General features: G+C 66.7%; 20 protein-coding genes. 8 read left to right on the forward strand and 12 right to left on the reverse strand.

From position 1 onward, the window contains the following. The first annotated feature begins 51 nt into the window (after window positions 1–51). From AC07UH_RS17375 to AC07UH_RS17390, 4 genes are read left to right on the forward strand one after another with little or no spacing between them, the layout of a single operon-like run. Window positions 52–753 (forward strand): SapC family protein, encoded by a 702-nt coding sequence (locus tag AC07UH_RS17375; RefSeq protein WP_137898472.1) that lies wholly within the window; start codon window positions 52–54, stop codon window positions 751–753. Further along, window positions 746–1,756: a cupin-like domain-containing protein gene (locus AC07UH_RS17380; RefSeq protein WP_495181232.1), complete on the forward strand. Its 1,011-nt coding sequence runs from the start codon at window positions 746–748 to the stop codon at window positions 1,754–1,756. The genes AC07UH_RS17375 and AC07UH_RS17380 overlap by 8 nt, the downstream gene beginning before the upstream one ends. Further along, window positions 1,753–3,240, forward strand: coding sequence for a tryptophan halogenase family protein (locus AC07UH_RS17385; RefSeq protein ID WP_495181231.1), 1,488 nt, complete (start codon window positions 1,753–1,755; stop codon window positions 3,238–3,240). The genes AC07UH_RS17380 and AC07UH_RS17385 overlap by 4 nt, the downstream gene beginning before the upstream one ends. Beyond that, the gene (locus AC07UH_RS17390; RefSeq protein ID WP_495181230.1) at window positions 3,240–4,298 is read left to right on the forward strand and encodes a LacI family DNA-binding transcriptional regulator; all 1,059 of its coding nucleotides are present in this window, start codon (window positions 3,240–3,242) and stop codon (window positions 4,296–4,298) included. Before AC07UH_RS17385 ends, AC07UH_RS17390 begins: the two co-directional genes overlap by 1 nt. Window positions 4,299–4,342: 44 nt before the next feature. On the opposite strand, the gene AC07UH_RS17395 is transcribed toward AC07UH_RS17390, so the two are convergent. The 4 genes from AC07UH_RS17395 to AC07UH_RS17410 form a co-directional block, all read right to left on the reverse strand. Further along, window positions 4,343–6,544 carry a glycoside hydrolase family 3 N-terminal domain-containing protein gene (locus AC07UH_RS17395; protein ID WP_495181229.1) on the reverse strand — a complete coding sequence of 734 codons (2,202 nt, stop codon included), beginning with the start codon at window positions 6,542–6,544 and terminating at the stop codon, window positions 4,343–4,345. Window positions 6,545–6,819: 275 nt separating this feature from the next. Continuing rightward, the gene (locus AC07UH_RS17400) at window positions 6,820–7,032 is read right to left on the reverse strand and encodes a hypothetical protein (protein ID WP_038665299.1); all 213 of its coding nucleotides are present in this window, start codon (window positions 7,030–7,032) and stop codon (window positions 6,820–6,822) included. 31 nt (window positions 7,033–7,063) lie between these two features. Then, a complete protein-coding gene (locus AC07UH_RS17405; RefSeq protein WP_495181228.1) occupies window positions 7,064–7,387 on the reverse strand; it encodes a hypothetical protein in 324 nt (107 codons plus the stop codon). A 305-nt stretch (window positions 7,388–7,692) separates the two neighbouring features. Next, on the reverse strand, window positions 7,693–7,821 hold the full coding sequence (locus AC07UH_RS17410) for a hypothetical protein (RefSeq protein WP_495181227.1): 129 nt from the start codon (window positions 7,819–7,821) through the stop codon (window positions 7,693–7,695). Between the two features lie 290 nt (window positions 7,822–8,111). On the opposite strand from AC07UH_RS17410, the gene AC07UH_RS17415 reads away from it, so the two are divergent. Then, on the forward strand, window positions 8,112–8,561 hold the full coding sequence (locus tag AC07UH_RS17415) for a hypothetical protein (protein WP_495181226.1): 450 nt from the start codon (window positions 8,112–8,114) through the stop codon (window positions 8,559–8,561). A gap of 29 nt (window positions 8,562–8,590) precedes the next feature. Here the strand turns inward: AC07UH_RS17415 and AC07UH_RS17420 are convergent, their stop codons facing one another. After that, window positions 8,591–8,839 carry a hypothetical protein gene (locus AC07UH_RS17420; RefSeq protein WP_495181225.1) on the reverse strand — a complete coding sequence of 83 codons (249 nt, stop codon included), beginning with the start codon at window positions 8,837–8,839 and terminating at the stop codon, window positions 8,591–8,593. Window positions 8,840–8,886: 47 nt separating this feature from the next. Then, window positions 8,887–9,108: a hypothetical protein gene (locus tag AC07UH_RS17425; protein ID WP_495181224.1), complete on the reverse strand. Its 222-nt coding sequence runs from the start codon at window positions 9,106–9,108 to the stop codon at window positions 8,887–8,889. A gap of 139 nt (window positions 9,109–9,247) precedes the next feature. Between AC07UH_RS17425 and AC07UH_RS17430 the strand changes: the two genes are divergently transcribed. Next, window positions 9,248–9,373, forward strand: a complete 126-nt coding sequence (locus AC07UH_RS17430; protein WP_257015405.1) for a hypothetical protein — start codon at window positions 9,248–9,250, stop codon at window positions 9,371–9,373. A 49-nt stretch (window positions 9,374–9,422) separates the two neighbouring features. Here the strand turns inward: AC07UH_RS17430 and AC07UH_RS17435 are convergent, their stop codons facing one another. After that, window positions 9,423–11,006 carry a Na+/H+ antiporter gene (locus AC07UH_RS17435; RefSeq protein WP_495181223.1) on the reverse strand — a complete coding sequence of 528 codons (1,584 nt, stop codon included), beginning with the start codon at window positions 11,004–11,006 and terminating at the stop codon, window positions 9,423–9,425. 587 nt (window positions 11,007–11,593) lie between these two features. Between AC07UH_RS17435 and AC07UH_RS17440 the strand changes: the two genes are divergently transcribed. Further along, the gene (locus AC07UH_RS17440; RefSeq protein ID WP_038665288.1) at window positions 11,594–12,769 is read left to right on the forward strand and encodes a zinc-dependent alcohol dehydrogenase; all 1,176 of its coding nucleotides are present in this window, start codon (window positions 11,594–11,596) and stop codon (window positions 12,767–12,769) included. A 135-nt stretch (window positions 12,770–12,904) separates the two neighbouring features. Here the strand turns inward: AC07UH_RS17440 and AC07UH_RS17445 are convergent, their stop codons facing one another. The 5 genes from AC07UH_RS17445 to AC07UH_RS17465 form a co-directional block, all read right to left on the reverse strand. Next, window positions 12,905–14,395, reverse strand: coding sequence for a tryptophan halogenase family protein (locus tag AC07UH_RS17445; protein ID WP_495181222.1), 1,491 nt, complete (start codon window positions 14,393–14,395; stop codon window positions 12,905–12,907). Continuing rightward, complete coding sequence (locus AC07UH_RS17450) at window positions 14,392–15,420, reverse strand: cupin-like domain-containing protein (protein WP_495181221.1); 1,029 nt, start codon at window positions 15,418–15,420, stop codon at window positions 14,392–14,394. The genes AC07UH_RS17445 and AC07UH_RS17450 overlap by 4 nt, the downstream gene beginning before the upstream one ends. Next, complete coding sequence (locus AC07UH_RS17455) at window positions 15,417–16,133, reverse strand: SapC family protein (RefSeq protein ID WP_495189923.1); 717 nt, start codon at window positions 16,131–16,133, stop codon at window positions 15,417–15,419. Before AC07UH_RS17455 ends, AC07UH_RS17450 begins: the two co-directional genes overlap by 4 nt. Before the next feature lie 142 nt (window positions 16,134–16,275). Next, window positions 16,276–19,488 (reverse strand): TonB-dependent receptor, encoded by a 3,213-nt coding sequence (locus tag AC07UH_RS17460; protein ID WP_038665278.1) that lies wholly within the window; start codon window positions 19,486–19,488, stop codon window positions 16,276–16,278. Window positions 19,489–19,671: 183 nt separating this feature from the next. Next, on the reverse strand, window positions 19,672–20,367 hold the full coding sequence (locus tag AC07UH_RS17465; RefSeq protein ID WP_495181219.1) for a DUF6445 family protein: 696 nt from the start codon (window positions 20,365–20,367) through the stop codon (window positions 19,672–19,674). Window positions 20,368–20,597: 230 nt separating this feature from the next. Here AC07UH_RS17465 and AC07UH_RS17470 point away from each other — a divergent pair, with 230 nt between their 5' ends. Next, the gene (locus AC07UH_RS17470) at window positions 20,598–21,620 is read left to right on the forward strand and encodes a LacI family DNA-binding transcriptional regulator (RefSeq protein ID WP_038665272.1); all 1,023 of its coding nucleotides are present in this window, start codon (window positions 20,598–20,600) and stop codon (window positions 21,618–21,620) included. Window positions 21,621–21,662 lie beyond the last annotated feature (42 nt).

Raw genomic sequence — 21,662 nt, forward strand, 5'->3', positions numbered from 1 at the left:
GCGTGCGCGCCCGCGCCGCCAAGGCGCCTGTTTCACGGGATTGGATCGATTATGCCCGACCATGCCATCCTTACCGCCGCCACGCATGCCGGCACCCGTATCCGCCGCGAACGCAGCGCCGCGCTGGGCGATGCGCAGATGAGCTGCCTGATCGTCCCCGACGAATTCCGTCGCGTGCAGAACGACTATCTCATCCTCTTCCGCCGCAACCTCGCCGACGGCAGCACGCTCGCGCTCGCCATGTTCGGGTTCGAGAATGACGAGAACCTCTACCTGGCCGATGGCCGCTGGGATGCGCGCTACGTGCCCCTGGCGATGGCGATCCAGCCGCTGCTGATCGGCGCGAGCGCGCAGGGGCCGCAGGTCCATATCGACATGGCCAGCCCGCGGATCGGCGACGGCGACCTGCTGTTCGACGCCGATGGCCAGCCCTCCCCCCGCCTCGCCGCGATGATCGAGCAGCTGGGCGCGCTCGACGCCGGTTATCGCGAGAGCGCCGGCTTCTTCGCCGCGCTCGATCGCCACGAGCTGCTCGAGCCGCTGACCCTCGAAGTCCCGCTCGACGACGGATCGATCAATCGGCTGGTCGGCTTCCACGTCATCGACGAGGATCGGCTGCGCGGCCTGTCGGGGTCGGCGCTCGACGATCTGCATCGCGACGGGCATTTGCTGCCGATCTTCATGGCGTTGGCGTCGCAGGGCAATCTGCCGGCGCTGATCGCCCGCAAGAACGCGACGCTGGCGCATGGCTGACATCTTCGCGGCGCTGCCCCGCGTCCCCGAGGTGGCGGTGGTCGATGCCGCCGACCTCGACGCGAGGCTGCGCGCCGCCGACCGGCCGTTCGTCGTCCGCAACCTCGTCGGCGACTGGCCGTTGGTCCAGGCCGGTCGCCGCTCCGCGCAGGACGCGCGCCGCTATATCCTCGCGCACCGCCGCGACGTGCCGTTCACCGTGTCGGTCGGCGCACCGGGCAGCGACGGCCGGCTGTTCTACGACGATGCGATGGGGATGAACTTCGCGACCTTCCAGTCGAAGCTCGACGAAATCTTCGCGCATATCGACGCCAACGACGACGCCCGCACCATCTATCTCGCGTCGATCGACCTGCTCAACTTCTTCCACGGCCTGCACGAGGCGAACCACGTCGACCTCGGCACCCGCGACCCGCTCGTCAGCATCTGGATGGGAACGCGGACGCGCATCGCGGCGCATAACGACGTACCCGACAATCTCGCCTGCGTCGCGGTCGGTCGGCGCCGCTTCACGCTCTTCCCGCGCGAGCAGTTCCGCAATCTGTATCTCGGTCCGATCGACAACACGCCCGCGGGCCGCTCGGTCAGCATGGTCGATTTCCACGCGCCCGATTTCGCCGCGCATCCGCGGTTCCGCGACGCGCTCGACCATGCGATGGTCGCCGACCTCGACGCCGGCGACGCGCTCTACGTGCCGGCGATGTGGTGGCATCACGTCGAGGGGCTGGCGTCGTTCAACGTGCTGGTCAATTACTGGTGGCGGTCGAGCCCGCGCTGGCTCGGCCAGCCGCAGGATGCGCTCAACCATGCGATCCTCGCCATCCGCGACCTTCCCGAAGACCAGAAGAGGCATTGGCGCGACATGTTCGACCATTATGTTTTCGAGGATGACGCGGCCGTCTCGGCGCATATCCCGGAAGGCGCGCGCAGCATCCTCGCGCCGTTGACCCCCGACACCGCCGGACGGCTGCGCGCCTTCCTGCTGCGGGCGCTGGGCCGATGAAGGCGCGCCGCATCGTCATCGCCGGCGGCGGCACCGCGGGCTGGATGGCCGCCGCCGCGATCGCCCGCGTCATGGGCCGCGCCGCCGAGGTCACTCTGGTCGAATCCGACACGATCGGCACCGTCGGCGTCGGCGAATCGACGATCCCGCCGCTCATCACCTTCAACCGCCTGCTCGGCATCAACGAAGCCGAGTTCATGCGCGCGACGCAGGCGACGTTCAAACTCGGCATCGCCTTCGACGGATGGAAGCAGGCCGGCGACAGCTATTTCCATTCCTTCGGTCTGACCGGCACCGACCATTGGGCCGCGGGCTTCCAGCATTATTGGCTCGACGGCCAGACCCGCGGCCACGGCCAGCCCTATGACGATTACTGCCTCGAACTGATCGCCGCGCGCGAGGGCAAGTTCGCGCATCTGCCCGACGAGCGCATGAACTACGCCTATCAGCTCGATTCGGCGCTGTACGGCCGCTTCCTGCGCCGGATGGCCGAGGCCGACGGCGCCCGCCGCATCGAGGGCAAGATCGCGCAGGTCGAGCTCGACGGTGCCAGCGGCGACATCGCGGCGTTGCGGCTCGAGTCGGGCACGCGGATCGAGGGCGACCTGTTCCTCGACTGCACCGGCTTTCGCGCGCTGCTGATCGAACAGGCTTTGCACACCGGCTTCGACGACTGGACGCATTACCTGCCCTGCGACGCCGCGATCGCGGTGCAGACCGAAAGCGTCGCCCCGGCGGTGCCGTTCACCCGCGCGATGGCGCATGACGCCGGCTGGCAATGGCGCATCCCGCTCCAGCATCGCGTCGGCAACGGCATCGTCTATTGCAGCCGCTATCTCGATCACGACGCCGCACTCGACCGCCTGCTCGGCAATGTCGAGGGGCGCGTGCTGACCCAGCCCAACCGCATCCGCTTCGTCACCGGCGCGCGACGCAAGCAATGGCATCGCAATTGTATCGCGCTGGGCCTGTCGGGCGGGTTCATGGAGCCGCTGGAATCGACCAGCATCCACCTGATCCAGCGGGCGATCCTGCGGCTGATCCGGATGATGCCGGCAGGCGACGTCAGCCCCCGCGACATCGCCGAATTCAACGACCAGCAGCATACCGACATGCTGCAGATCCGCGACTTCCTGATCCTCCACTATAAGGTGACCGAGCGTCGGGACAGTCCGTTCTGGCGGCAGTGCGCGACGATGGAGATTCCGGACAGTCTCGCGCAGAAGATCGAGCTGTTCCGCGAGACCGGCCGCGTCTTCCGCAAGAACGAGGAATTGTTCGCCGAGAACAGCTGGGTGCAGGTGATGCTGGGCCAGGGTATCGTGCCGCGCAGCCACCACCCGATCGCCGCCAAGCTCGGCGACGACGACATGGCGCGCTTGCTCTCGACATTGCGCCAGAACGTCGCGACCACGGTCCGCGGCCTGCCGCCCCATGCCGCCTACGTCGCGCAATATTGCGGCGTGGCGCCCGACGCCGCCTGATGGTCCGCCGTCGCCAGGCCGTCACGATCCGCCACGTCGCGGCCGACGCGGGCGTCTCGTTGCAGACCGTCAGCCGCGTCATCAACAAGGAGCCGAACGTCCGGCCCGAGATGACGCAGCGCGTGCAGGCGTCGATCGCCAAGCTCGGCTACGTGCCCTCGATCGCCGCGCAGCGCATGGCGGGATCGCGCTCGCACTTGATTCTGGCGCTCAACGACCGCGAACGGACGATCGCCGACTGGCGCAGCCGCGAGGGCGCGGATTGGGTCGATCAGATGCTATTGGGCGGCATGCTGACCTGCGCCAAACACGGCTATCGCATGATCGTCGAACTGGTCGACACGCACAGCGACCATATCGAGCGCGAATTGCTCGCGGCGATCGCCGCGCTGCAACCCGATGGCGTCATCCTGACGCCGCCGCATTCGGAAAACCTGCTGATCACCCGCCTGCTCGAGGACCATGGCATCAGCTTCGCCCGCATCGGCTCGCTCAGGCCGGGCGGCGGCTTCGCCTTGACCATGGATGACGAGGGCGCGGCGCGCCTCGCCACCGAACATCTGATCGCGCTCGGCCACGCGCGGATCGGCTTCATCGCCGGCCCGGCCGAATACGAACTCAGCGGCTGGCGGGTCACCGGTTGGCGCAACGCGATGGCCGCCGCCGGTCTGCCGATCGGCGACCTGCTCGCCGAGGGCGATTTCAGCTTCGCCTCGGGCCGCCGCGCCGCCGCCGCCTTGCTCGACGCGCCGCTGCCTCCCACCGCGATCATCGCGAGCAACGATCAGATGTCGCTCGCGACGCTGGAGCTGCTGCGCGAGCGTCGCCTCGACGTGCCCTCCGACGTGTCGATCGTCAGCTTCGACGACACGCCGATCGTCCGCTTCACGCATCCGGCGCTGACCGCGGTCGTCCAGCCGATCGCCGACGTGACGGCGCGCGCGGTGGAACTGATCATCGCCGAACAGGCCGGCCGCACGCTGCCGGACGGCCCGACCATCGTCCCGGTCGGGCTGGCCGTCCGCGGCTCGACGGCACCACCGAAGGCGGCCGGCTGACGACGCCGTACGATGACCCACGCGCGATATGGCCCGGTCGTCTGTCACACCAGCCGTGTCACCGCGTGCAAGCCCGGATCGGCGGAGCTGGATGCAATCCAGATGTCGACATCACCGGGCTCGATCCGTCGCGCGCCCGTGCCATCCACTATCGCCAGATCCGCCGGGCCGAGGGGCAAGGCGACGGCCCGGCTTTCGCCTGCGTCGAGGGTCACATGGGCGAAGCGCTTCAACTGCCGCACCGGCCGGGCGAGACTGGCGACGCGCTGACGCACGTACAGCTGCACGAGATGCGTCCCTCGACGTGCGCCGATGTTGCGGACGGTGACGACCACGTCGCTCGCGTCCGCCAGCACGGGCGGGGCGATGACGGTCTCGAGCGCGAAGCGCGTGTAACCGATGCCATGGCCGAACGCATAACGCGCGGCATCCGGTGCATCGCGCCACCTGCCCGTACCACCCTGTGGCTGCGGTTCGGCTGGTGGCGGCCGCCCCGTGGGGAGCCGATCGTAGGACCAGGGCTCCTGACCGGTTGCGAACGGGAAACTCACCGGCAGCCGGCCGGTAGGCTCGACGTCGCCGAACAGGATGTCGGCCAGCGCCGGCCCCGTCTCGCAGCCGAGAAACCAGGTCGCCAGGATCGCAGGCGCTGCCGCCACCGCTCCCTGCAGCGCGAGCGCCCGGCCATGGCGCAGCAGCACGACGATGGGTCTGTCCGTCGCGGCGACGGCATCGGCCAGCGCCTGTTGGGCAACCGGTATGGTGATCGATGTGCGGCTGTTCGCCTCCCCCGACATGTCACCGCCTTCGCCGATCGCGAGCAACACGATATCGGCGCCCCGCGCAGCCGCGACGGCGCGATCGATCCCGCCGGGGATCGGCGCCTCGATCCCGCTGCCCGGTTCCACAATCAAACGGTTGGGATCGGTGATCCTGCCACGCAGCGCGGCGGCCAGATCGATGCCCGTGCGCCGGTAGCCGGCGAAGCTCCAGGGTCCGTCGAGTTGCGCCGGGTCGTCACCGAACGGTCCGATCAATGCGATACGCTTGGTTGCGGACGACAGCGGCAGCAGGTCGCCATCGTTGCGGAGCAGAACGACCGCGCGCGTGGCGGCTTCCCGTGCCAGCGCGCGCGTTGCCGACGTGCCGATCCGCGTCCGTTCCGCGGCACGGTCGAGCGAGCGAAATGGTCGATCGAACAGCCCCAGCCGCATCTTCAGCCCCAAGACGCGCCTTACCGCCTCATCGACCCGCGCAATCGGCACCCGTCCTGCCGCCACCAATGCGGGCAGATGCGCATTGTAGAGGCCGCTTTGCATGCTGACGTCCGTACCCGCCAGAATGGCCCGCCGCGTCGCGTCGGCTCCGTCGCTGGCGGCGCCATGCGCGATCAGCTCGAGATCCGCTTGATAGTCCGAGACGCACGGCCCGCGGAACGCCAGCTCGTCGCGCAGCAAACCGGTCAGCAGCGGGCGGTTGGCGGTGGCGGGTATGCCGTTGACGTCGGTAAAGCTCGCCATCACCGCACCGGCACCGGCTGCAAACGCCGCGGCGAACGGCGGGACATGGACGGCTCGCAGCGTCGCAGGCGACACGTCCACCGCGCCATATTCCATGCCTCCGGCGACGGCGCCATAACCCGCGAAATGCTTGGGGGTGGCGCAAAGCGCATCGTCCGCCGACAGATCGTCGCCCTGAAACCCTCGTACGCGCGCCGCGGCCAGCACGCAGCCGAGATGGACGTCTTCGCCGGCGCCTTCGGCAACCCGGCCCCAGCGCTGATCGCGAGCGACGTCGACCATCGGTGCGAACGTCCAGTGGAGGCCGCCCGCGGTCGCTTCGGATGCCACCGCCCGTGCGATCCGTTCCGACAAGGCAGCATCAAACGCCGCCGCCTCGCCCAGCGGGATCGGGAAGATCGTCTCATAGCCGTGGATGACGTCGGCCGCGAAGACCAGTGGAATGCCGAGCCGGCTCTGCAACGCCGCCCGTTGCGCCTTGCGGGCGCCCGCGACGCCATGGCCGTTGAACAGCATGCCGATCTGCCCCGCGCGGATCGCCGCCAACATCGCAGCGGCGTCGCGCGCAGCCTCACCCGGATTGGTCGGGCGTCCGAGCGGCCGGATGGTATCGGAGAAGCAGGACAACTGCCCCGCTTTCTCCTCGATCGTCATGCGCCCGATGAGGTCGTCGATCCGATCCTGCGCCTCCCGGGCGAGCGCAGGCCAGGCCGGCAGCGTCGACATGCCCAATAGAACAGATCGGCGGGAAATCATGGCTCTCTCCGCATGCGGGACCAGTGGGATGGATGTCCGAGACCGGCTCCCTTACGAGCATGGCACGTCGCGCATGCACCCTGCCGGAAAGGCTACCGACAATCCTGCCAAAGTCGAGCCGTCGTTCATCTACCAAGATCGACGATTTCGGCGCCGGCAGCGCCGCTTACCTGCACTATGACTCGGGCGGGATACGCTGCCCCACGACCAGACGCTCAGAGCCTCTCAGCTCGTGCCGCAGCCCTTTAGTCTTCATCGTCCGATTTGGCGTCGATGCCGCGCGCAGCCAGCGCCTCGCGCAGCTGTCGCTGGATACTCGCCCCGTTGAGGTGGCCGTGGACGCCATCCCGTCCTTCCGCGCTCAACTGCGCGCGGATGTCGGCAACCGAATGGCAGGCCCCGGACCGGGCGAGCTGGAAGGCGCGCTCGATGGTGCCGATCTCATTGTCCCTGTTCATAGGCTCTGGTCGCTTATCCCCGATAGGTCGGTCAAATGGTTGGCTCGGTCTGCAAGCCTGGCGCATCGGTCGACCTGCGGCCCGCTTTGCGCTCGGCCGCGACGAACTCCGACGATCGCAGGTTGATGCGGTCGTACAGTTCCAGCAGGTGATTGACCTCGTCGATCACCGTCGCCTGCTCACGTCGCCAGCGATCACTCACGTCCGCCGTCGGGACACCGTCGCGGCCGTCGTGGATCGTGAAACCCTGGTCGAGCAACCATAAGGCATCCTGCGCCCGCGAACGTTGCCGCCGCAGGTGAAACACCCATTGCTCGATGACCCCTGACGGGACCAGCCTTTCGATCTCACCCATTGCTCGCGCCTATCCGCCTTGCGCTGCGGGCGCCAGCTACGATCGAGGCCCCGCAACATCTTATGGCCGGTTGGCGACAGGGATCTCGCAATGTGGCCTGACCGTCGGTCGTGCCGAATTGCTCGGGAAGGAGGCACCCAAGCCGGCGCGTGGCGCTCCGTCCGCCTGTCAGGTGGGGAAACGGACGAAGCGCCGGCACACTCTCCAGTACGCAACAGGGAGTCTGCGCTCCGGATCGCTCTCATCGCATCGTCGGATTAAGATCACGCGAAGAAGCGGTGTTCGATGCGACCAATCTTAGCCCGTCAGAAGCCGCCGCTGATGATCTGCCACCAGCGTCTGAGCCGTTGCCTCCACTTGGGGCGTTCGTGCTTGGGTACACGCTTCTGTTCGGTGTTGCGCCGCGCGCGGTTGCTGGTTGGTCGGCGAGCCATGCCACTTCATGACCGCTGACGATTGCATCGGTCGTGAACGCGCCGGACGGACGCGGTTCAGCTTCGCCTCGAGCGCGGGCCTTTCGGGTGATGGCAATCGATAGGACGCGTCCTGCCACGCTGGGTCAAAAGAGCAACAGGACGCGGGCTACGGCTCATTAGGGGGAATCGCGCAGCCGAGGCGATGATGATCGCTGCAACGACCGCCAGCAATGATCGAGAAGCACTATAGGCGTCAGCGGATATACTAAGTTCACCCGCCGCCACAGCTTCGAGAAGTCCAGAAGAGGATGCCGACCGCCGCGATCTCTACCGCCGGCTACATTGAACGCGGCGATTGCGACGATCACCGGATCACGCGCGGCGGAGTCACGAGAAACAACTTGCGTCCGCTATGTGCGGCATGCCCGTTGTCATCCATCGTCGCGACGGTCTGGATCACGATACGTCAGATCGATGCTTCGCATCCGGTGCAGGCTGAAGAGATGCGCGTGGGCGATCGCGGACCTGGCGCAACGCGCGCGACGCATATGCGCCTTCTCCTGTGCGCACCGCGTTTCGTGATAGATCCGAAGGGCTCTCGATTCTTCGCTTGGCACACGTCTCTCCCGGTGACGCATGCATCGTTGATGATCGAGATTATCCAGTGGTTAAATAGCCACTTTGATGATCGATACCGCCCGAATCCGTCAAATAGACCCAAGATCGCATCGATGCGATGCTCCTCTACCGACCCATAAAACCGGGCAGCCCACGCATCCGTATCAGGTCATGTCTTGGCGGTGATGGGCACGGACACGCGACCTTCCCGTCGCGGCCTGGCCTGCGTCGCACCGGCGTCGACCGCCTCGCCATGGCGCGTGGCGTACAGACGGCGGAGGATCAGAGCGAGGTCGCGCTCCGTGAGGTGCGATACGGGATCGATCACCGCACCCTCGGGCAGAGGCTCGACGAAGGCGGCCAGGCGGTTGCATGCCGCACCCAGTTCCGGATCGAACGTGTCGTCGAAATCAGCCATCGGCGGAACCTAGCCATTCTGCCGGCCCCTGCAAGATGATGACGTGCCTACGCCTGTTCCTCGTCCGGGTCGAAGGCCTTCCCAGCCGCCTCGTCGCTTGCTTCGGCCTTGTCGTCCGTCTGGTCGGCACGGCCGGTATCACTCTGCCCCCTGCCATCATCCGCCTTGCCGGCGCTCGTGCGGTGTTCCGAACGAGGTGCGGCCTTGTCGATAGCCTCGCCGCGGTCGTCCGCCTTCGCGCGTCCAGTCGTCTGCTTGTCGTCGGGCATAAGGCTCTCCTGTTCCGCTCTCCAACGTCCAAGGCATGGATTCGGCAGCCGATCCCGAGGGCGGACCGAAATGGCGTGCAACGATCCAGGTGGAAGGGTGTACCGCAGGACCGGGCGCCTCGCCCGAAGGATGATGACAATGGCCAAAAGCCAGCACAAGTCGAACAAGGAAGCCCGCAAACCCAAGGCCGTGAAGGTCAAGACGATCGCCGCCAACGCGTCCACCAAGGATAACCCGGTCGCCATGGTCACGATCCGCAAGTAAACGGGATCCCGTCTGCCGCGAGGATCGCCGCGCAGCGTCCGTCGTTCGATCAGCCCTTCGCGGCGGTGGCGGCGAGTTCCTCGAGATCGAGGTCATGTTCGAGGTCGTGAAGCGTTTCGTCGTCGATACGCCCGGCGCGGTGCAGCCGGACCAGTTCGGCGCGGCCTGCGGTGACAGCGGCGATGATGACGTCGAAATGGCTCGCGATCGCCACGTCGCGCTCTTCGGCCGTGCCATCGAAGGCATCCGCTGCCGTCGCGCGGGTCCGGTAGCGCCGCAACAGCTGTGGGTGGATGACCGTGCCATCGGCCGCCACCGCCTCGCGTTCCACGACGGCCAGTTGCGCCCGGAACAGCATCGTCTCGGCGGCATGAAGATCGAGCGGCGGTCGCGTGCTGCCGTCTTCCGCCGGCTTCATCCTCCGGATGATCCAGCCGAGCGAGGTGCCCTGCACCAGCACGGTGACCAGGATCACGGCAAAGGCGGTGACGAGCATCAGGTCCCGCGCCGGCATCGACTCGGGCAGCGACAGCGCGACCGCCAGCGTCACCACGCCGCGCATTCCCGCCCAGCTCATCACCACCGCCGCGCGTGGCCCGAGCGGTTGCCGGCGCGTCCACCCGATGCGACGAAGGATCTGGAGGCCGGCGTCGACACCGAAGATCCACAGGAAGCGCGCGACGATCACCGCCGCGACGATGAGCAGCACGGGCCGTGCCATCGTATCCACCACCATGCCGAGCCCGCCCACGCGGTCGAGCAAGCCCCGGAACGACAGGCCGATAAGCAGAAAGACGGCAGCTTCGAGAAGAAACACGAGCACCTGCCAGAACGCCAGCGCCCGGATGCGCACGCGCGCGTCGAAGACGACGTGCTGGAACCAGCCGCAGGTCAGGCCCGCGGTGACGACCGCGATGACACCGGAGACGTGCAGCCGTTCGGCCGCGATATAGGCGCTCCAGCAGACCAGCACGGTCGCCGCGATCATCAGCGTATCGTCGCCGAGCCGGCGAAGCAGGGCCACCCACAACCCGCCGATCGCCGCCCCCACCGCGATGCCGCCTGCGACCAGCAGGAAGAAGGTCCCGGTCGCCGCCCCCAGATGGAAGCCGCCGGTCAGCACCGCCGCCACTGCGAACCGAAACAGGACCAGCCCGGCGGCATCGTTCAACAGGCTTTCGCCTTCGAGCAGCGTGGTCAGCCGCCGCGGCAGCCTGACCCGCTGCAACACGGCGCGTGCCGATACCGCGTCGGGAGGCGACAGGATCGCACCCAAAGCGACGCAGGCGGCCCATGGCAAATGGGGCATCAGCACCTTGGTCACGATGGCCACGACCGCGGTCGTGAAGAAGACCGCACCGACCGCGAGCGACAGGATGCCGGCCATGTGCCTTCGGAACGGTGCGATGGCGGTGAACCACGCACCGTCCATCAGCAGCGGCGGAAGAAACAGGACGAGGACCAGTTCCGGGTCGATCGCGATCCCCTGCACGCCCGGAACGAAGGCCACCGCGCATCCGCCGACGATCAGTGCGGCTGCCGGCGGCAGCGACACGCGACGAGCCAGATAGTGAAGCCCGACTACCACCAGGAACATGCCGATGATCAGCTCGAAGTTCGCCGCTGGATGCACGGGGCCGCCCTTTCCTATTCGTCAGGTCATGCTGTGCAATCTGCCCCCAACGCGGTCAACGTGACCCCCGGCGCATTTCGGGGCCGCACCCCCATCTCCCTGTTTCCCGACGTGTAGCGACAAGCGTGGAATGGGCGGGGCGGATCAATCGACATGGAATGCCCCGCCTTTTAAGGACGATATGAATCCGCGACAGGGGGCTGACCTGCACTTTCTCAACACGCGCCGGGCCTTGCTGCGGTCCGCCATGCTGACCCCAGTCGGGTTCTGGACGGCAGCGCATGCGCGGCTTGCCCCGGTTGCGGCGGCAGAACGGCCACCTTGTGCTGCCGGCAAGGCTGTTTAAAATCCTGACAGCACGCGGCGAACTGGCTTTGACCTTTCGGATCAGAGAGACGGCGTTTTAAGTCCGGCCCGGATGCTCTTTGACGGCGTTCAGCGCGCGCGGCGACGTCGGCCTCGACCGGAACAGCGGACGTTTCTTCTTACGGACATTACCGCCGGGTCCATTCCGCGAACCAACGCGTTGGGGTTGCACAGTCGCTTTTCCGATCCGGGCGGAGCTCCTGGTCATACGGAGAAGAATCATGCGCGCATTATGCTGGCACGGTAAGGGCGATGTCCGCGTCGATACCGTCGCGGACCCCGAGATCAAACATCCGCGCGATGCGATCATCAAGGTCACGGCCTGTGCGATCTGCGGGTCGGACCTCCATCTGCTCGACGGCTATCAACCCACGATGGAAGCCGGCGACATCCTCGGCCACGAGAATATGGGCGAGGTCGTCGCATTGGGCTCGGAAGTCACCAATCTCAGGATCGGCGACCGCGTCGTGGTGCCGTTCACGATCAGCTGCGGTGACTGCTGGTTCTGTCGCAAGGGTCTGTTCGCCGCCTGCGACCGGACCAACCCCAATGCCGAGATGGCCGCCAAGGCGATGGGCCATTCGCCCGCCGGCCTGTTCGGCTTCAGCCACATGCTGGGCGGTTATTGCGGTGGTCAGGCCGAATACCTCCGGGTACCCATGGCGGACATCGGCCCGATCAAGATCCCCGACACCGTCACCGACGATCAGGCGCTGTTCCTCTCGGACATCTTCCCGACCGGCTACATGGCCGCCGAGAATGCGCAGATCGAACCGGGCGACACCGTCGCCATCTGGGGCTGCGGCCCGGTCGGTCAGTTCGCCATTCGCTCTGCCCTGATGATGGGTGCGGGCCGCGTGATCGCGATCGACGAGCTGCCCGAACGGCTCGCCATGGCGGAAGCTGGCGGCGCCGAGACGATCAACTTCGCCGAGACCGACGTTTACGACGAACTGCAGGCACGGACCAAGGGACGCGGCCCCGACAGCTGCATCGATGCGGTCGGCTGCGAGGCGGCGGGACATGGCGCAGCCGATGCCGTCATGGACAAGGTCAAGGCCAGCATGATGCTCGCCACCGATCGCGTTCACGTCCTGCGCCAGGCGATCATGAGCTGCCGCAAGGGAGGCACCGTCTCGGTGCCCGGCGTCTATGTCGGCATGGGCGACAAGCTGCCGATCGGTGCGGCGATGAACAAGGGCCTGACCATCAAGCTCGGCCAGACCCACGTGCAGCGCTACACCAAGCCGCTGCTGGAGAAGATCGTGGCCGGCGAGATCGACCCGAGCTTCGTCGTGACCCATCCGGCCAGTCTGGAGGACGCACCCGAAATGTACGCCAAGTTCCGCGACAAGGAAGATGGCGTCATCAAAGTGGTCATGCGCCCGCACGGTTAATCGCTGCGCCCCGACTGTTGATAGGCATCCGACCCCACGGAGGTGTCGGATGCTAAGACGATCCCGATCGGACACTCATCACCCAGCGCATCTAATTGGCTCGAGTTGCATCGAGCCGATTAGGTGTTTCTCACCTCAATGAGCTGCTGTTCGAACGTAGCCATCCAGAAAAACCTGATGCGATGGCAAACCGTCGACGGACCGCGCGATCGCCGTGTGCATATCCCGCAAGGCGGATCGCAGTTGATCAGACGGCATCAATCGGACCAGCGGGTGATGGCTCGCGGCGGCAAGGCGCTGGCCGAGCATGACCTGCAGCCACGACGCGACGCGGAAGAGGTCGTGATCAGCCTGATAGGCGTTGGCGCTGTCGCGGAAGAGTGCGATGCGGTCGGACAGACTCTCAGGGATCGTCATCGCTCGCCGGTCGCGCCAGAAAGGCTCGTCGCGGTCGGTGAGATGATAGTGGAGGATGATGAAGTCGCGCACGCCCTCGATCTCCTGCGCGGCCTGAACGTTGAAGCGGGCGATCGCCGCGGCGCTTGGCCGCTCGCTCGGCAGCAATTGCAGGAAGCGGGTCAGCGCGATCATGATGAGGTGGATGCTCGTCGATTCGAGCGGTTCGACGAACCCGCTCGCCAGGCTGAGCGCGACGCAATTGTGCTGCCACGCCGCCTTGCGCCGGCCGGTGCGGAAGCGGATCAGCCGTGGCTCGATCAGCGCCGCGCCCTCGACCGTCGCCAACAGGCGCGCGTGCGCGGCGTCGTCGCTGAGATAGTCGGCGCAATAGACCAGCCCGTTGCCGACGCGATGGTGCAGCGGGATCTTCCACCGCCAGCCGGCATCGTGCGCGATCGCCCGCGTGTAGGGACGCGCCGGGCCGGTTGCCTCGGTCTGCATCGCCAGCGCGCGGTTCGTCGGCAGCCAGTCGCCCCAATCCTCGAACCCGACGCCGAGCGCCTCGCCGATCAGCAGCGCGCGAAAGCCGGTGCAATCGAAGAACAGATCGCCGGCGACGGCCGTGCCGTCGTCGAGGATCAGCGTGGTGATATCGCCGCTTTCAGTATCGCGGACGACCCGGTCGATCTTGCCTTCGAGCCGGCGCAGGCCGTTCGCCTCCGCCTTGCCGCGGAGAAAGCGCGCATAGCGGCCGGCATCGAAATGATAGGCGTAGTTGAGCGCCGGCGTCCCGCCGACGGCGAAGCGGTCGGCCGCGGCGGCCTCATGCTCGTAGCAATAGGACCCGAACGGTTCGGCGACGCCGCGCGCCTGCGCCTCCAGCCAGAAATGGTGGAAATCGCTCATCCATGTCGATTGGCCGACATCGCCGAACGAATGGATGTAGCGGTCCCCCTCGCGCGCCCAATTTTCGAACGAGATCCCCAGTTTGAAGCTGGCGCCGGTCGCCTGCATGAATTCGCGTTCGTCGACGCCGATCAGCGCGTGGAAGGCGCGGACGGTCGGGATGGTCGATTCACCGACCCCGACGGTGCCGATCTCGTCCGATTCGACCAGCGTGACGTCGGCGAAGGGACCGAGCTGGCGGGTCAGGATCGCGGCCGCCAGCCAGCCTGCGGTGCCGCCGCCGGCGATGACGATGCGGCGGCGCGTCGCCGGCCCGTTCATCGGTTGATCCGTTGCAGCAATTGGGCGCGCAGCAGGCGCGCCGCACGCGTGTCGAGCGGGGCAAGCGCGCCTTGCGCCGGCGCGGGCAGATGCGCGGCGGCACGACCGGATTCGCCGAAGACGTAATAGTCGAACATCGCCGCCCAGGCCGCCTTTTCGGCGGCCGGGCGGTCGCGCAGGCTTAGCATCGCGTGCAGGATCGTCGTCATCGGCGAGTCCATGAAAGCCGGCGCCGTATTCCACCAATAATTGATCATGACGTTGAAGTCGGACAGCGCCTCGACGTGATGCCACCACAAAGCGGGGTAGACGACGGCGTCACCCGGCTCCAGCTCGGCGACGCGGGCATGCCGCCGCGCTTCGGCAAAGGCCGGGAAGCGATCGAGATCGGGCGCACGAAAGTCGACCAGCGAGACGACCTGCCCGCCCGGCGTGGGCTCGAGCGGACCGGGATAGAGGTTCGCGATCTGGTCGGGAGGGAAGAGCGTGAACCGCCGCCTGCCGACGGCGACGCAGGCGATGTTGTTCGACATGTCGTAATGCGCCGAGGCGGTCGTGCGCGTGCCGATCCAGATGCTGCGCAACGCCTGCCCGAACGCCGCCTCGTCCAGCGCCAGGTCGTTGCCGGCCGCTGCGAGGCCGGGAAAGAACTGGCCGAGATCGGTCGAGCCGACATAGAATGCGGGGCCCGCCTCCGTGCCGGCGAGCATGCGGCGGAGATAGGCGGCGAGATCGACGCGCTCCGCCGCGAAATCGAGGCGCGTCAGGCTCTCGTCGTAGAAATAGCGGCCGCCCGCTTCCGCCGGCGCGGTGTAGCCGACACCCGGTCGACCGCTGTAGAAGGACAGCAGATAGTCCGCCGCCGCCGCATTGCCCTGGCGGCCGGCGGCGACGAGCGGCCAGTCGCGCACCAGGCCGCGCACGATCACCGGCTCGCCGCGCCGGACGAGGGCGTCGGGATCGAAAGCGGCGTCCGTGGCCGCCACCTCCGCCACGCGCCGGTCGGTGATGGCGGCGGCGCTCACCGGCCCGCCTGCCGCGCGGCCTTCAGCGCGATCAGCCGCTGGACGTTGCCGAGCGATGCCGCGGCGAATATCGCGCCTTCGAGCAGGCCGTGACGGTGCAGACGCTCCAGCGCTTCACCGGACAGACCGGCGAGTGCCTGACGGTCGACGGTGAGGATATCGGGCACCTCGTAGGTCCGATCCTCGTCGAGCGAGATCTGCAGCGTGATCGCGCGCAACAGTCCCGCGTCGCGCCACGCCGCGCAGATCGCCGCGGTCGTTTCCATACCCTGGAAGATCGTCCGCAGCACGTCGGTCATATGGTCGAGCAGCGGCGCGTTGCCGCCATGCTCCTTGAACAGGGGCAGGCCGTCGGGCGCGCCGACCCGCGGATCGTCCAGATCGACATGCACCATCGGTTCGTCGTCGCCGCCCGTGGCCGTCTTGCCGACGGCGATCGAGAACGGCCCGCGGCGCTGGAAGACGGGGACATAGTCGCTCGTCCAGCGATCACCCGCGAGGAACAGGTTTTCGTCACGGTCGAGACCCAGCAGCGCATACGGCTGTAGAGCCCCGTTCTCCTCGCGGAAGATGATCGGGAAGACGCGCTGCGCCTCCTCGAATTCGGACGGGAAGATCGGCAGTTGGTTGACGCCATCGCCGAACGCCGCGCCAGCGCGGATCGCGACGCGCAGATCGGCATGATCGATATTGTTGAGCAGCACGCGGTTCATCGCCGTCAGCATCTCTCTTGGTAAATCGTGATCCTGTCCCTGCCGATGGCGTACCGTGCATCGTCCGGGTCAGCAAGCGTCTTCCAAAAAAATGGGCCGCTCCGAAGAGCGACCCCAAGGGGAGACATAATCGATGATAAGTTCAGAACCGATAGCGCGCGCCGAGCAATAGTCTCGGTTTGTTTTCCTGCGCGAAGAAGGTCTGGTTTTCCGAGCGTCCGTAGCTGCGCACCGATTCGCTGGTCAGGTTGATACCTTCGAGCGAGACGGCGATCTGTTGATTGATGTCCCAGCTGACGTTGACATCGACGCTGCTATACGGCGCGAAGAAGACGGGATTGCGATCGGTGGTGCCGCCACGGCCGATCTCCGACAGGTATTTGGCGCGCCAATTGTAGGTCAGGCGCGCCGACAGACCGTTCTTGTCGTAGATCAGCGAGGCGTTCGCCGTGTCGGACAGGCCGAGCAAGGCGAATTGATCCGCGGTCGGCGCGGCCAGCACGTCGATGCCGACATTGCCGCGCACCAACGTGTAGGACGCCGCGACGCCGATGCCGGTCCGGCCGAAGAAATACTGGCCGGCGAACTCGGCACCGTAGATTTCCGCGTCGCGGTTGTTGATCGGCGAGGCGATCGAGAAGATCGCCAGCGGATCGTTGGCGTCGGGCGTGATGTCGACCGAGCGCGACAGCTGGTCGAAATAGCCGCCGTTGACCGAGGTGCCCGAACTGTTGGCGCGGATATCGGCGTCGGTTTGCGCGACGTTGCCGCCGTTCTGGACCAGCCGGGCCGTATAGCTGAACAGGTTGATGTCGGTCCGGTCGAGGCCGAGCCGGCCGAGCGCCTCGGCCGCCGTGCCGGATCGCGAGCCTGCCGCTCCGGTGGTGGCGTCGCGCAGGCCGAACAGATTGCCGTTCGACAAGCCCGTTCCGACGAAGTTGCGCACCCGTTTGTCGAAGAAGCCCGCCGACAGGTAGCTCGACGACTTGAAGTACCATTCCGCGGATATGTCGAAATTGTCCGACACGAGCGGGCGCAGGTTCGGGTTGCCCGTCGTGCCATTCGGCTGGCCGCCGAACAGCGTCGCGCGGCTGCCGGCAGCGGCGGTCGAGCTGACGAACTGATCGCCGTAGGACGGGCGTGCGATCGTCTTGCTGAACGAGACGCGGGTGATGACGTTCTCGAACGGCGAGATCTGGAAATCGATCGCGGGCAGCAGATTGTCGTAGCTGCCGCGGCCGGACAGCGGCGTCGCCGCCGACGAGCCCGGCACGTTGAAGTCGTTGTCCGACGTCCAGATGATCGCCGACGGTCCGTTGACCAGCGAGAACGCCCTCACCTTGGTGACTTCGTAGCGTGCGCCGACGACCATGGTCGCATCCGCACCGGCGATCTGGCCCTTCCAGGTCAGCTGGCCATAGGCCGAGGCGATCTTCTCCTCGATCCTGTCGTCATTCGCCGAGCCGGCGGTGACGGGATTGCCGCGCGCGGCGTAGAGCGGCGAGAAGATGTTGTTCAGCGCCACCGCATTGCCGCGGAAGGCATTGAGGCCAGGGCCGGTGACGCCGGGCTTGAAGTGATCGAACTTGCAGACGAGGCAGAAGGTCTTGATCAGGCCTGCGGCCTGCGCCTCGACCTCGCCGGGATTGCTGATGCTCCAGTCACCCAGCGTCTGCGTGGTCTGGGTCCGCGTTGAACGGAGCTTCGAATCGATGTAGCTGCCGCCGAATTCGGCCTTGCTGCCGCCGCCGAGATCCCAGCCGAGGCCGAGCTGCGCCTGATTGATCGTCTGGATCTGCCGCGCGGAGTTGGTGCGGGCGACCTGGGTGCCGAGATCGCCGGCGTCGAGCTGGCCGTTGCAATTGCCGATCACGCGGCCCGGTCCGGCGTTGGAAGACAGTGCATTACAGTCGTTTATCGTCTCGCTGACCTGCGGGAAGCCGCGCGACCAGTCGATCGTCTGCCCATTGACGACGTTCGCACCCATAGAGAACAGGGTCGAGCTCGCGCCGTTCGATGCGTCGGGGAGCGCCTGCGACTTGGAATGCTGGATGTCGGCGACCAGCTTGAACTTGTCGCTGACGTCCCACGCCGCGTTGAGGCCATATTCCTCCAGCTTGTCCTTGGTGGCGCGGAACTGCTGCTCGTAGCCGGTGTCCTTGGGATCGGGCACCGCCTGCGAGATGACCGTCGCGGTCGGCACCGGGCTGTTGTCGAAGGTGACGGTGCCGAACGGCCGGTTGAGCCAGTTCGTCTGATCCTGCCGCGCCTCGTTCTGGCGGTTCTGCGCCCACAGCACGTCCGCGGTCAGCAGCAGGCTTTCCACCGGGCGGAATTGCATGACGCCCGAGGCGTTGATGCGCTCGCGGGTCGATTCGGAGAAATGGTAGCGCGCATCGTTCGGGAAGGCGATCAGGCTGCCCGCGGGCGGGCGGTTGTTGATCACCGTATTGGCGCCGAAGATGTCGCCGGGATTGTCGATCGTCCGGATGTTCCAGGCGTTCGACGTCGAGCTGGCGGCGGCCGAGTTGCGCTTCTGGTAGCTGCCGAACAGCGCGACACCGAAGGTATCGCTATCATTTTTCCAGTTCAAAAGACCGGACACTTCCGGCGTGACTTTCGCCAGGCCGTCTTCGTCCTTGGAGATGCTGGTATCGTACGACGCCTTCGCACCGATCGACCCCGACAGGCCCGACTGCCGCGAATCGAGCGGCTTGCGGGTGATGACGTTGATCGTCGCGCCGATGCCGCCGGTCGGGATGGCGGCGCGCCCGGTCTTGTAGACTTCGAGCGTGCTGACGCCTTCCGACGCGAGGTTGCCGAAGTCGAACGAACGGCCGGTCGCGGTGGCGAAGTCGACGCTCTGGTCGCCGCCGACCCCCTGCAAATTGGTCGCGGGCAACTGCCGGCCGTTGAGCGTCACGAGGTTGAAGCCACCGCCGAAGCCGCGGGCGGTCACCTCGGCGCCCTCGCCGTTGACGCGGTTGATTGACACGCCGCTGACCCGCTGCAGGGATTCGGCGAGGTTGGTGTCCGGGAATTTGCCGATGTCCTCGGCCGAGATCGCGTCGACGATGCCGTTCGAGTTGCGCTTGATGTCGATCGCGCGATTGAGCGACGCGCGGATACCGGTGACGACGATGTCCTCGCCCGACCCTTCCGCGGTGGCGGTGGTGGCACCGTCCTGCGCGGCACGCGGCGCGTCTTCGGACCCCGGCTGCGCATTGGTGGCGGGCGCGTTGCTGTCGTCACCGCCGCCGACGACCTGGGCCGATGCGGGCGTGGTGAGACACAATGCGATCGCGCCGACCGATGTCGTGCAGACGAGCGCCCTCAATGGCGAAAATCCCCTCATGCTTCCTCCCCTTTACGGTCAAGCAGCCGCCTGTCGTCGGCGACCCTGGCTTGCCTCGGGGCCAAGACCTACTGTCGTGTCCTACGTTGTCAATAGCAATAAAAGTATACCAAATCGCGACGTTTTGTTGCGATTTTGTTATGTGCGACAAAACAACATTGGGCGTCATCGGCCGCGGACGGATCAGACCGAAGCCAGAGTCAAAAAGATGTTGGCGGTGAGCCTCCCGCTGCGTGGATTGGCGCTCAACCGATCCGGCGTCGGCACCGTTCCCGAATGGAGGATGCAGCTGCGATAGACGATCACCCGGTTGAACGCGGCGCCGACCTGCATCGTCCGCTCGAACCAGGGTGCGCCGTCGTCGACATAGCCGTCCGGGGCGGCCTCGGTCGCGCGTGCCGCCCGATAGGAGGCGAGCCGGCGATCATCGAGCCGCTCGAACCCCGTCGCCTTATGGCGATAAAAGGCGGTGCCACCGACGCCGGCGTCGCACAGATAATGGAGGATCGCGAATTGCGCCGGGTCGACCGAGTCGACGTGCGGCGACCGCTGCGGTGGTGTCAGGGCCGTCGGCGCCAGCGTCACCAGCGAGAACGCCCCCTGTGCGCGGCTCGGACGAACCGCGCCCAGCCCGAACGCCTCGGCGATCGGGCCGACCAGCACGTCGACGACCGACCGGATATAGGCGTCCGGCAATGCCGCCCGCAGGCCGGGATAGCCGCCGGTCGGGCCATAAGCCGGGGTGAAGCGGCTCGCCGCCGCGACATCGACCAGCGCGGCGGGATCGGCGAGCAGCCCCGCGGCATCGAGCAGCGGTTCGCGTTCTGCGCCGATCGCCGAGGCGGTCAGCCGCGCGTCATCCGCGATGGCGAATGCCATGCCACGCCTCATACGATCGGCTTGCGGCGGACGACTTCCTCATACCAGGTCGCGCCGGGCGTCCGCTGCAACGTCTGCAAGTCGACGTAGTGGATGGTCTCTCTCCCCGTCCCGCTCGTTGGCGGCAGAGACAATTCGATACAATTTGTCCGACGTTGTCAACAGCATGCCGCCATCCAAGCGGCGCCATCCAGAGTGGACCAAAGCGACGACGCTTCGTACACCGCCTCATGGTCAAGGGACATCACCGCACGACGATCGTCGACGTCGCCCGCCACGCCGGCGTGTCGATCAAGACGGTATCGCGCGTGCTCAACGGCCAGCCGCATGTGACCGAAGACATCATCCGCCGGGTCAAGGAAGCCGCGGCGGCGGTCAATTACCATCCCAACATGCTCGCGCGCGCGCTGGTTCAGCGCCGTTCGCACCTGATCGGCCTGGTCTACGAAAACCCCTCGCCCAGTTACGTCGTCGATCTGCAGAAGGGCGTGCTCGAGCGGTTGCGTGACGAACATTACCGGCTCGTCGTCATTCCGATCGCATCGATCTCGGCGCACGAAGCGGACGTGGTCGGGCTGCTCCGCTCGGCGGCGCTGGATGGCGTCGTGCTGGCGCCGCCGGCCTCCGACAGCGAACGGATCATGGCCGATCTGACCGCGGCGAGCATCCGCTTCGCGCGGATCGCACCCACCCGCCTGATCGAGGCGGGACCGAGCAACCTGATCGACGACGTCACCGCCGCGCGCGAGATCGCCGCCCATGTCATCGGCCTCGGCCATCGCGACATCGCGATCATCACCGGTGATCCCACCCATGCCTCGGCCGACGCGCGCATGCAGGGCTTCGCCGAGGCATTCGCCGCGGCCGGCATCACCATCGCCCCGGAGCGGATCGCGACGGGCTTCTACACCTATGAAAGCGGCCATGCCGCCGCGACGACGCTGCTCGCCCGCGCCGATCGGCCGACCGCGATCCTGGCGCAGAACGACGACATGGCGGTCGGCGCGTTGATCGCGGCGCTGGAGGCCGGGCTGACGGTGCCGGGCGACGTGTCGATCACCGGCTTCGATGACTCGGAAGTCGCGCGCATCGCCTGGCCGGCGATCACGACCGTCCGCCAGCCGGTGTTCGACATGGCGGTCGCCGCCGCCGATATGGTCGTCGCCCAGCTCAAGGACACGCCCCCGATCCTATGCCGGAGCCATCGCCACGAGCTCATCATCCGGCAATCGACCGGCGTGGCGAAGCGTTAGGTGTTTCGAGATCGGGCGATGTCCCGACCGATGTCAGGACAG

This window comes from Sphingomonas sp. GW821-FHT04B01 (assembly GCF_059420425.1).

Coding starts and splice junctions, on each gene's coding strand:
- AC07UH_RS17375 (WP_137898472.1), top strand. CDS start 52: ATGCCCGACCATGCCATCCTTACCGCCGCCACGCATGCCGGCACCCGT.
- AC07UH_RS17380 (WP_495181232.1), top strand. CDS start 746: ATGGCTGACATCTTCGCGGCGCTGCCCCGCGTCCCCGAGGTGGCGGTG.
- AC07UH_RS17385 (WP_495181231.1), top strand. CDS start 1,753: ATGAAGGCGCGCCGCATCGTCATCGCCGGCGGCGGCACCGCGGGCTGG.
- AC07UH_RS17390 (WP_495181230.1), top strand. CDS start 3,240: ATGGTCCGCCGTCGCCAGGCCGTCACGATCCGCCACGTCGCGGCCGAC.
- AC07UH_RS17395 (WP_495181229.1), bottom strand. CDS start 6,544: ATGTCGACGCTGCCGGCCTGGCCTGCGCTCGCCCGGGAGGCGCAGGAT.
- AC07UH_RS17400 (WP_038665299.1), bottom strand. CDS start 7,032: ATGAACAGGGACAATGAGATCGGCACCATCGAGCGCGCCTTCCAGCTC.
- AC07UH_RS17405 (WP_495181228.1), bottom strand. CDS start 7,387: ATGGGTGAGATCGAAAGGCTGGTCCCGTCAGGGGTCATCGAGCAATGG.
- AC07UH_RS17410 (WP_495181227.1), bottom strand. CDS start 7,821: ATGGCTCGCCGACCAACCAGCAACCGCGCGCGGCGCAACACCGAACAG.
- AC07UH_RS17415 (WP_495181226.1), top strand. CDS start 8,112: ATGCCGACCGCCGCGATCTCTACCGCCGGCTACATTGAACGCGGCGAT.
- AC07UH_RS17420 (WP_495181225.1), bottom strand. CDS start 8,839: ATGGCTGATTTCGACGACACGTTCGATCCGGAACTGGGTGCGGCATGC.
- AC07UH_RS17425 (WP_495181224.1), bottom strand. CDS start 9,108: ATGCCCGACGACAAGCAGACGACTGGACGCGCGAAGGCGGACGACCGC.
- AC07UH_RS17430 (WP_257015405.1), top strand. CDS start 9,248: ATGGCCAAAAGCCAGCACAAGTCGAACAAGGAAGCCCGCAAACCCAAG.
- AC07UH_RS17440 (WP_038665288.1), top strand. CDS start 11,594: ATGCGCGCATTATGCTGGCACGGTAAGGGCGATGTCCGCGTCGATACC.
- AC07UH_RS17445 (WP_495181222.1), bottom strand. CDS start 14,395: ATGAACGGGCCGGCGACGCGCCGCCGCATCGTCATCGCCGGCGGCGGC.
- AC07UH_RS17455 (WP_495189923.1), bottom strand. CDS start 16,133: ATGAACCGCGTGCTGCTCAACAATATCGATCATGCCGATCTGCGCGTC.
- AC07UH_RS17460 (WP_038665278.1), bottom strand. CDS start 19,488: ATGAGGGGATTTTCGCCATTGAGGGCGCTCGTCTGCACGACATCGGTC.
- AC07UH_RS17465 (WP_495181219.1), bottom strand. CDS start 20,367: ATGGCATTCGCCATCGCGGATGACGCGCGGCTGACCGCCTCGGCGATC.
- AC07UH_RS17470 (WP_038665272.1), top strand. CDS start 20,598: ATGGTCAAGGGACATCACCGCACGACGATCGTCGACGTCGCCCGCCAC.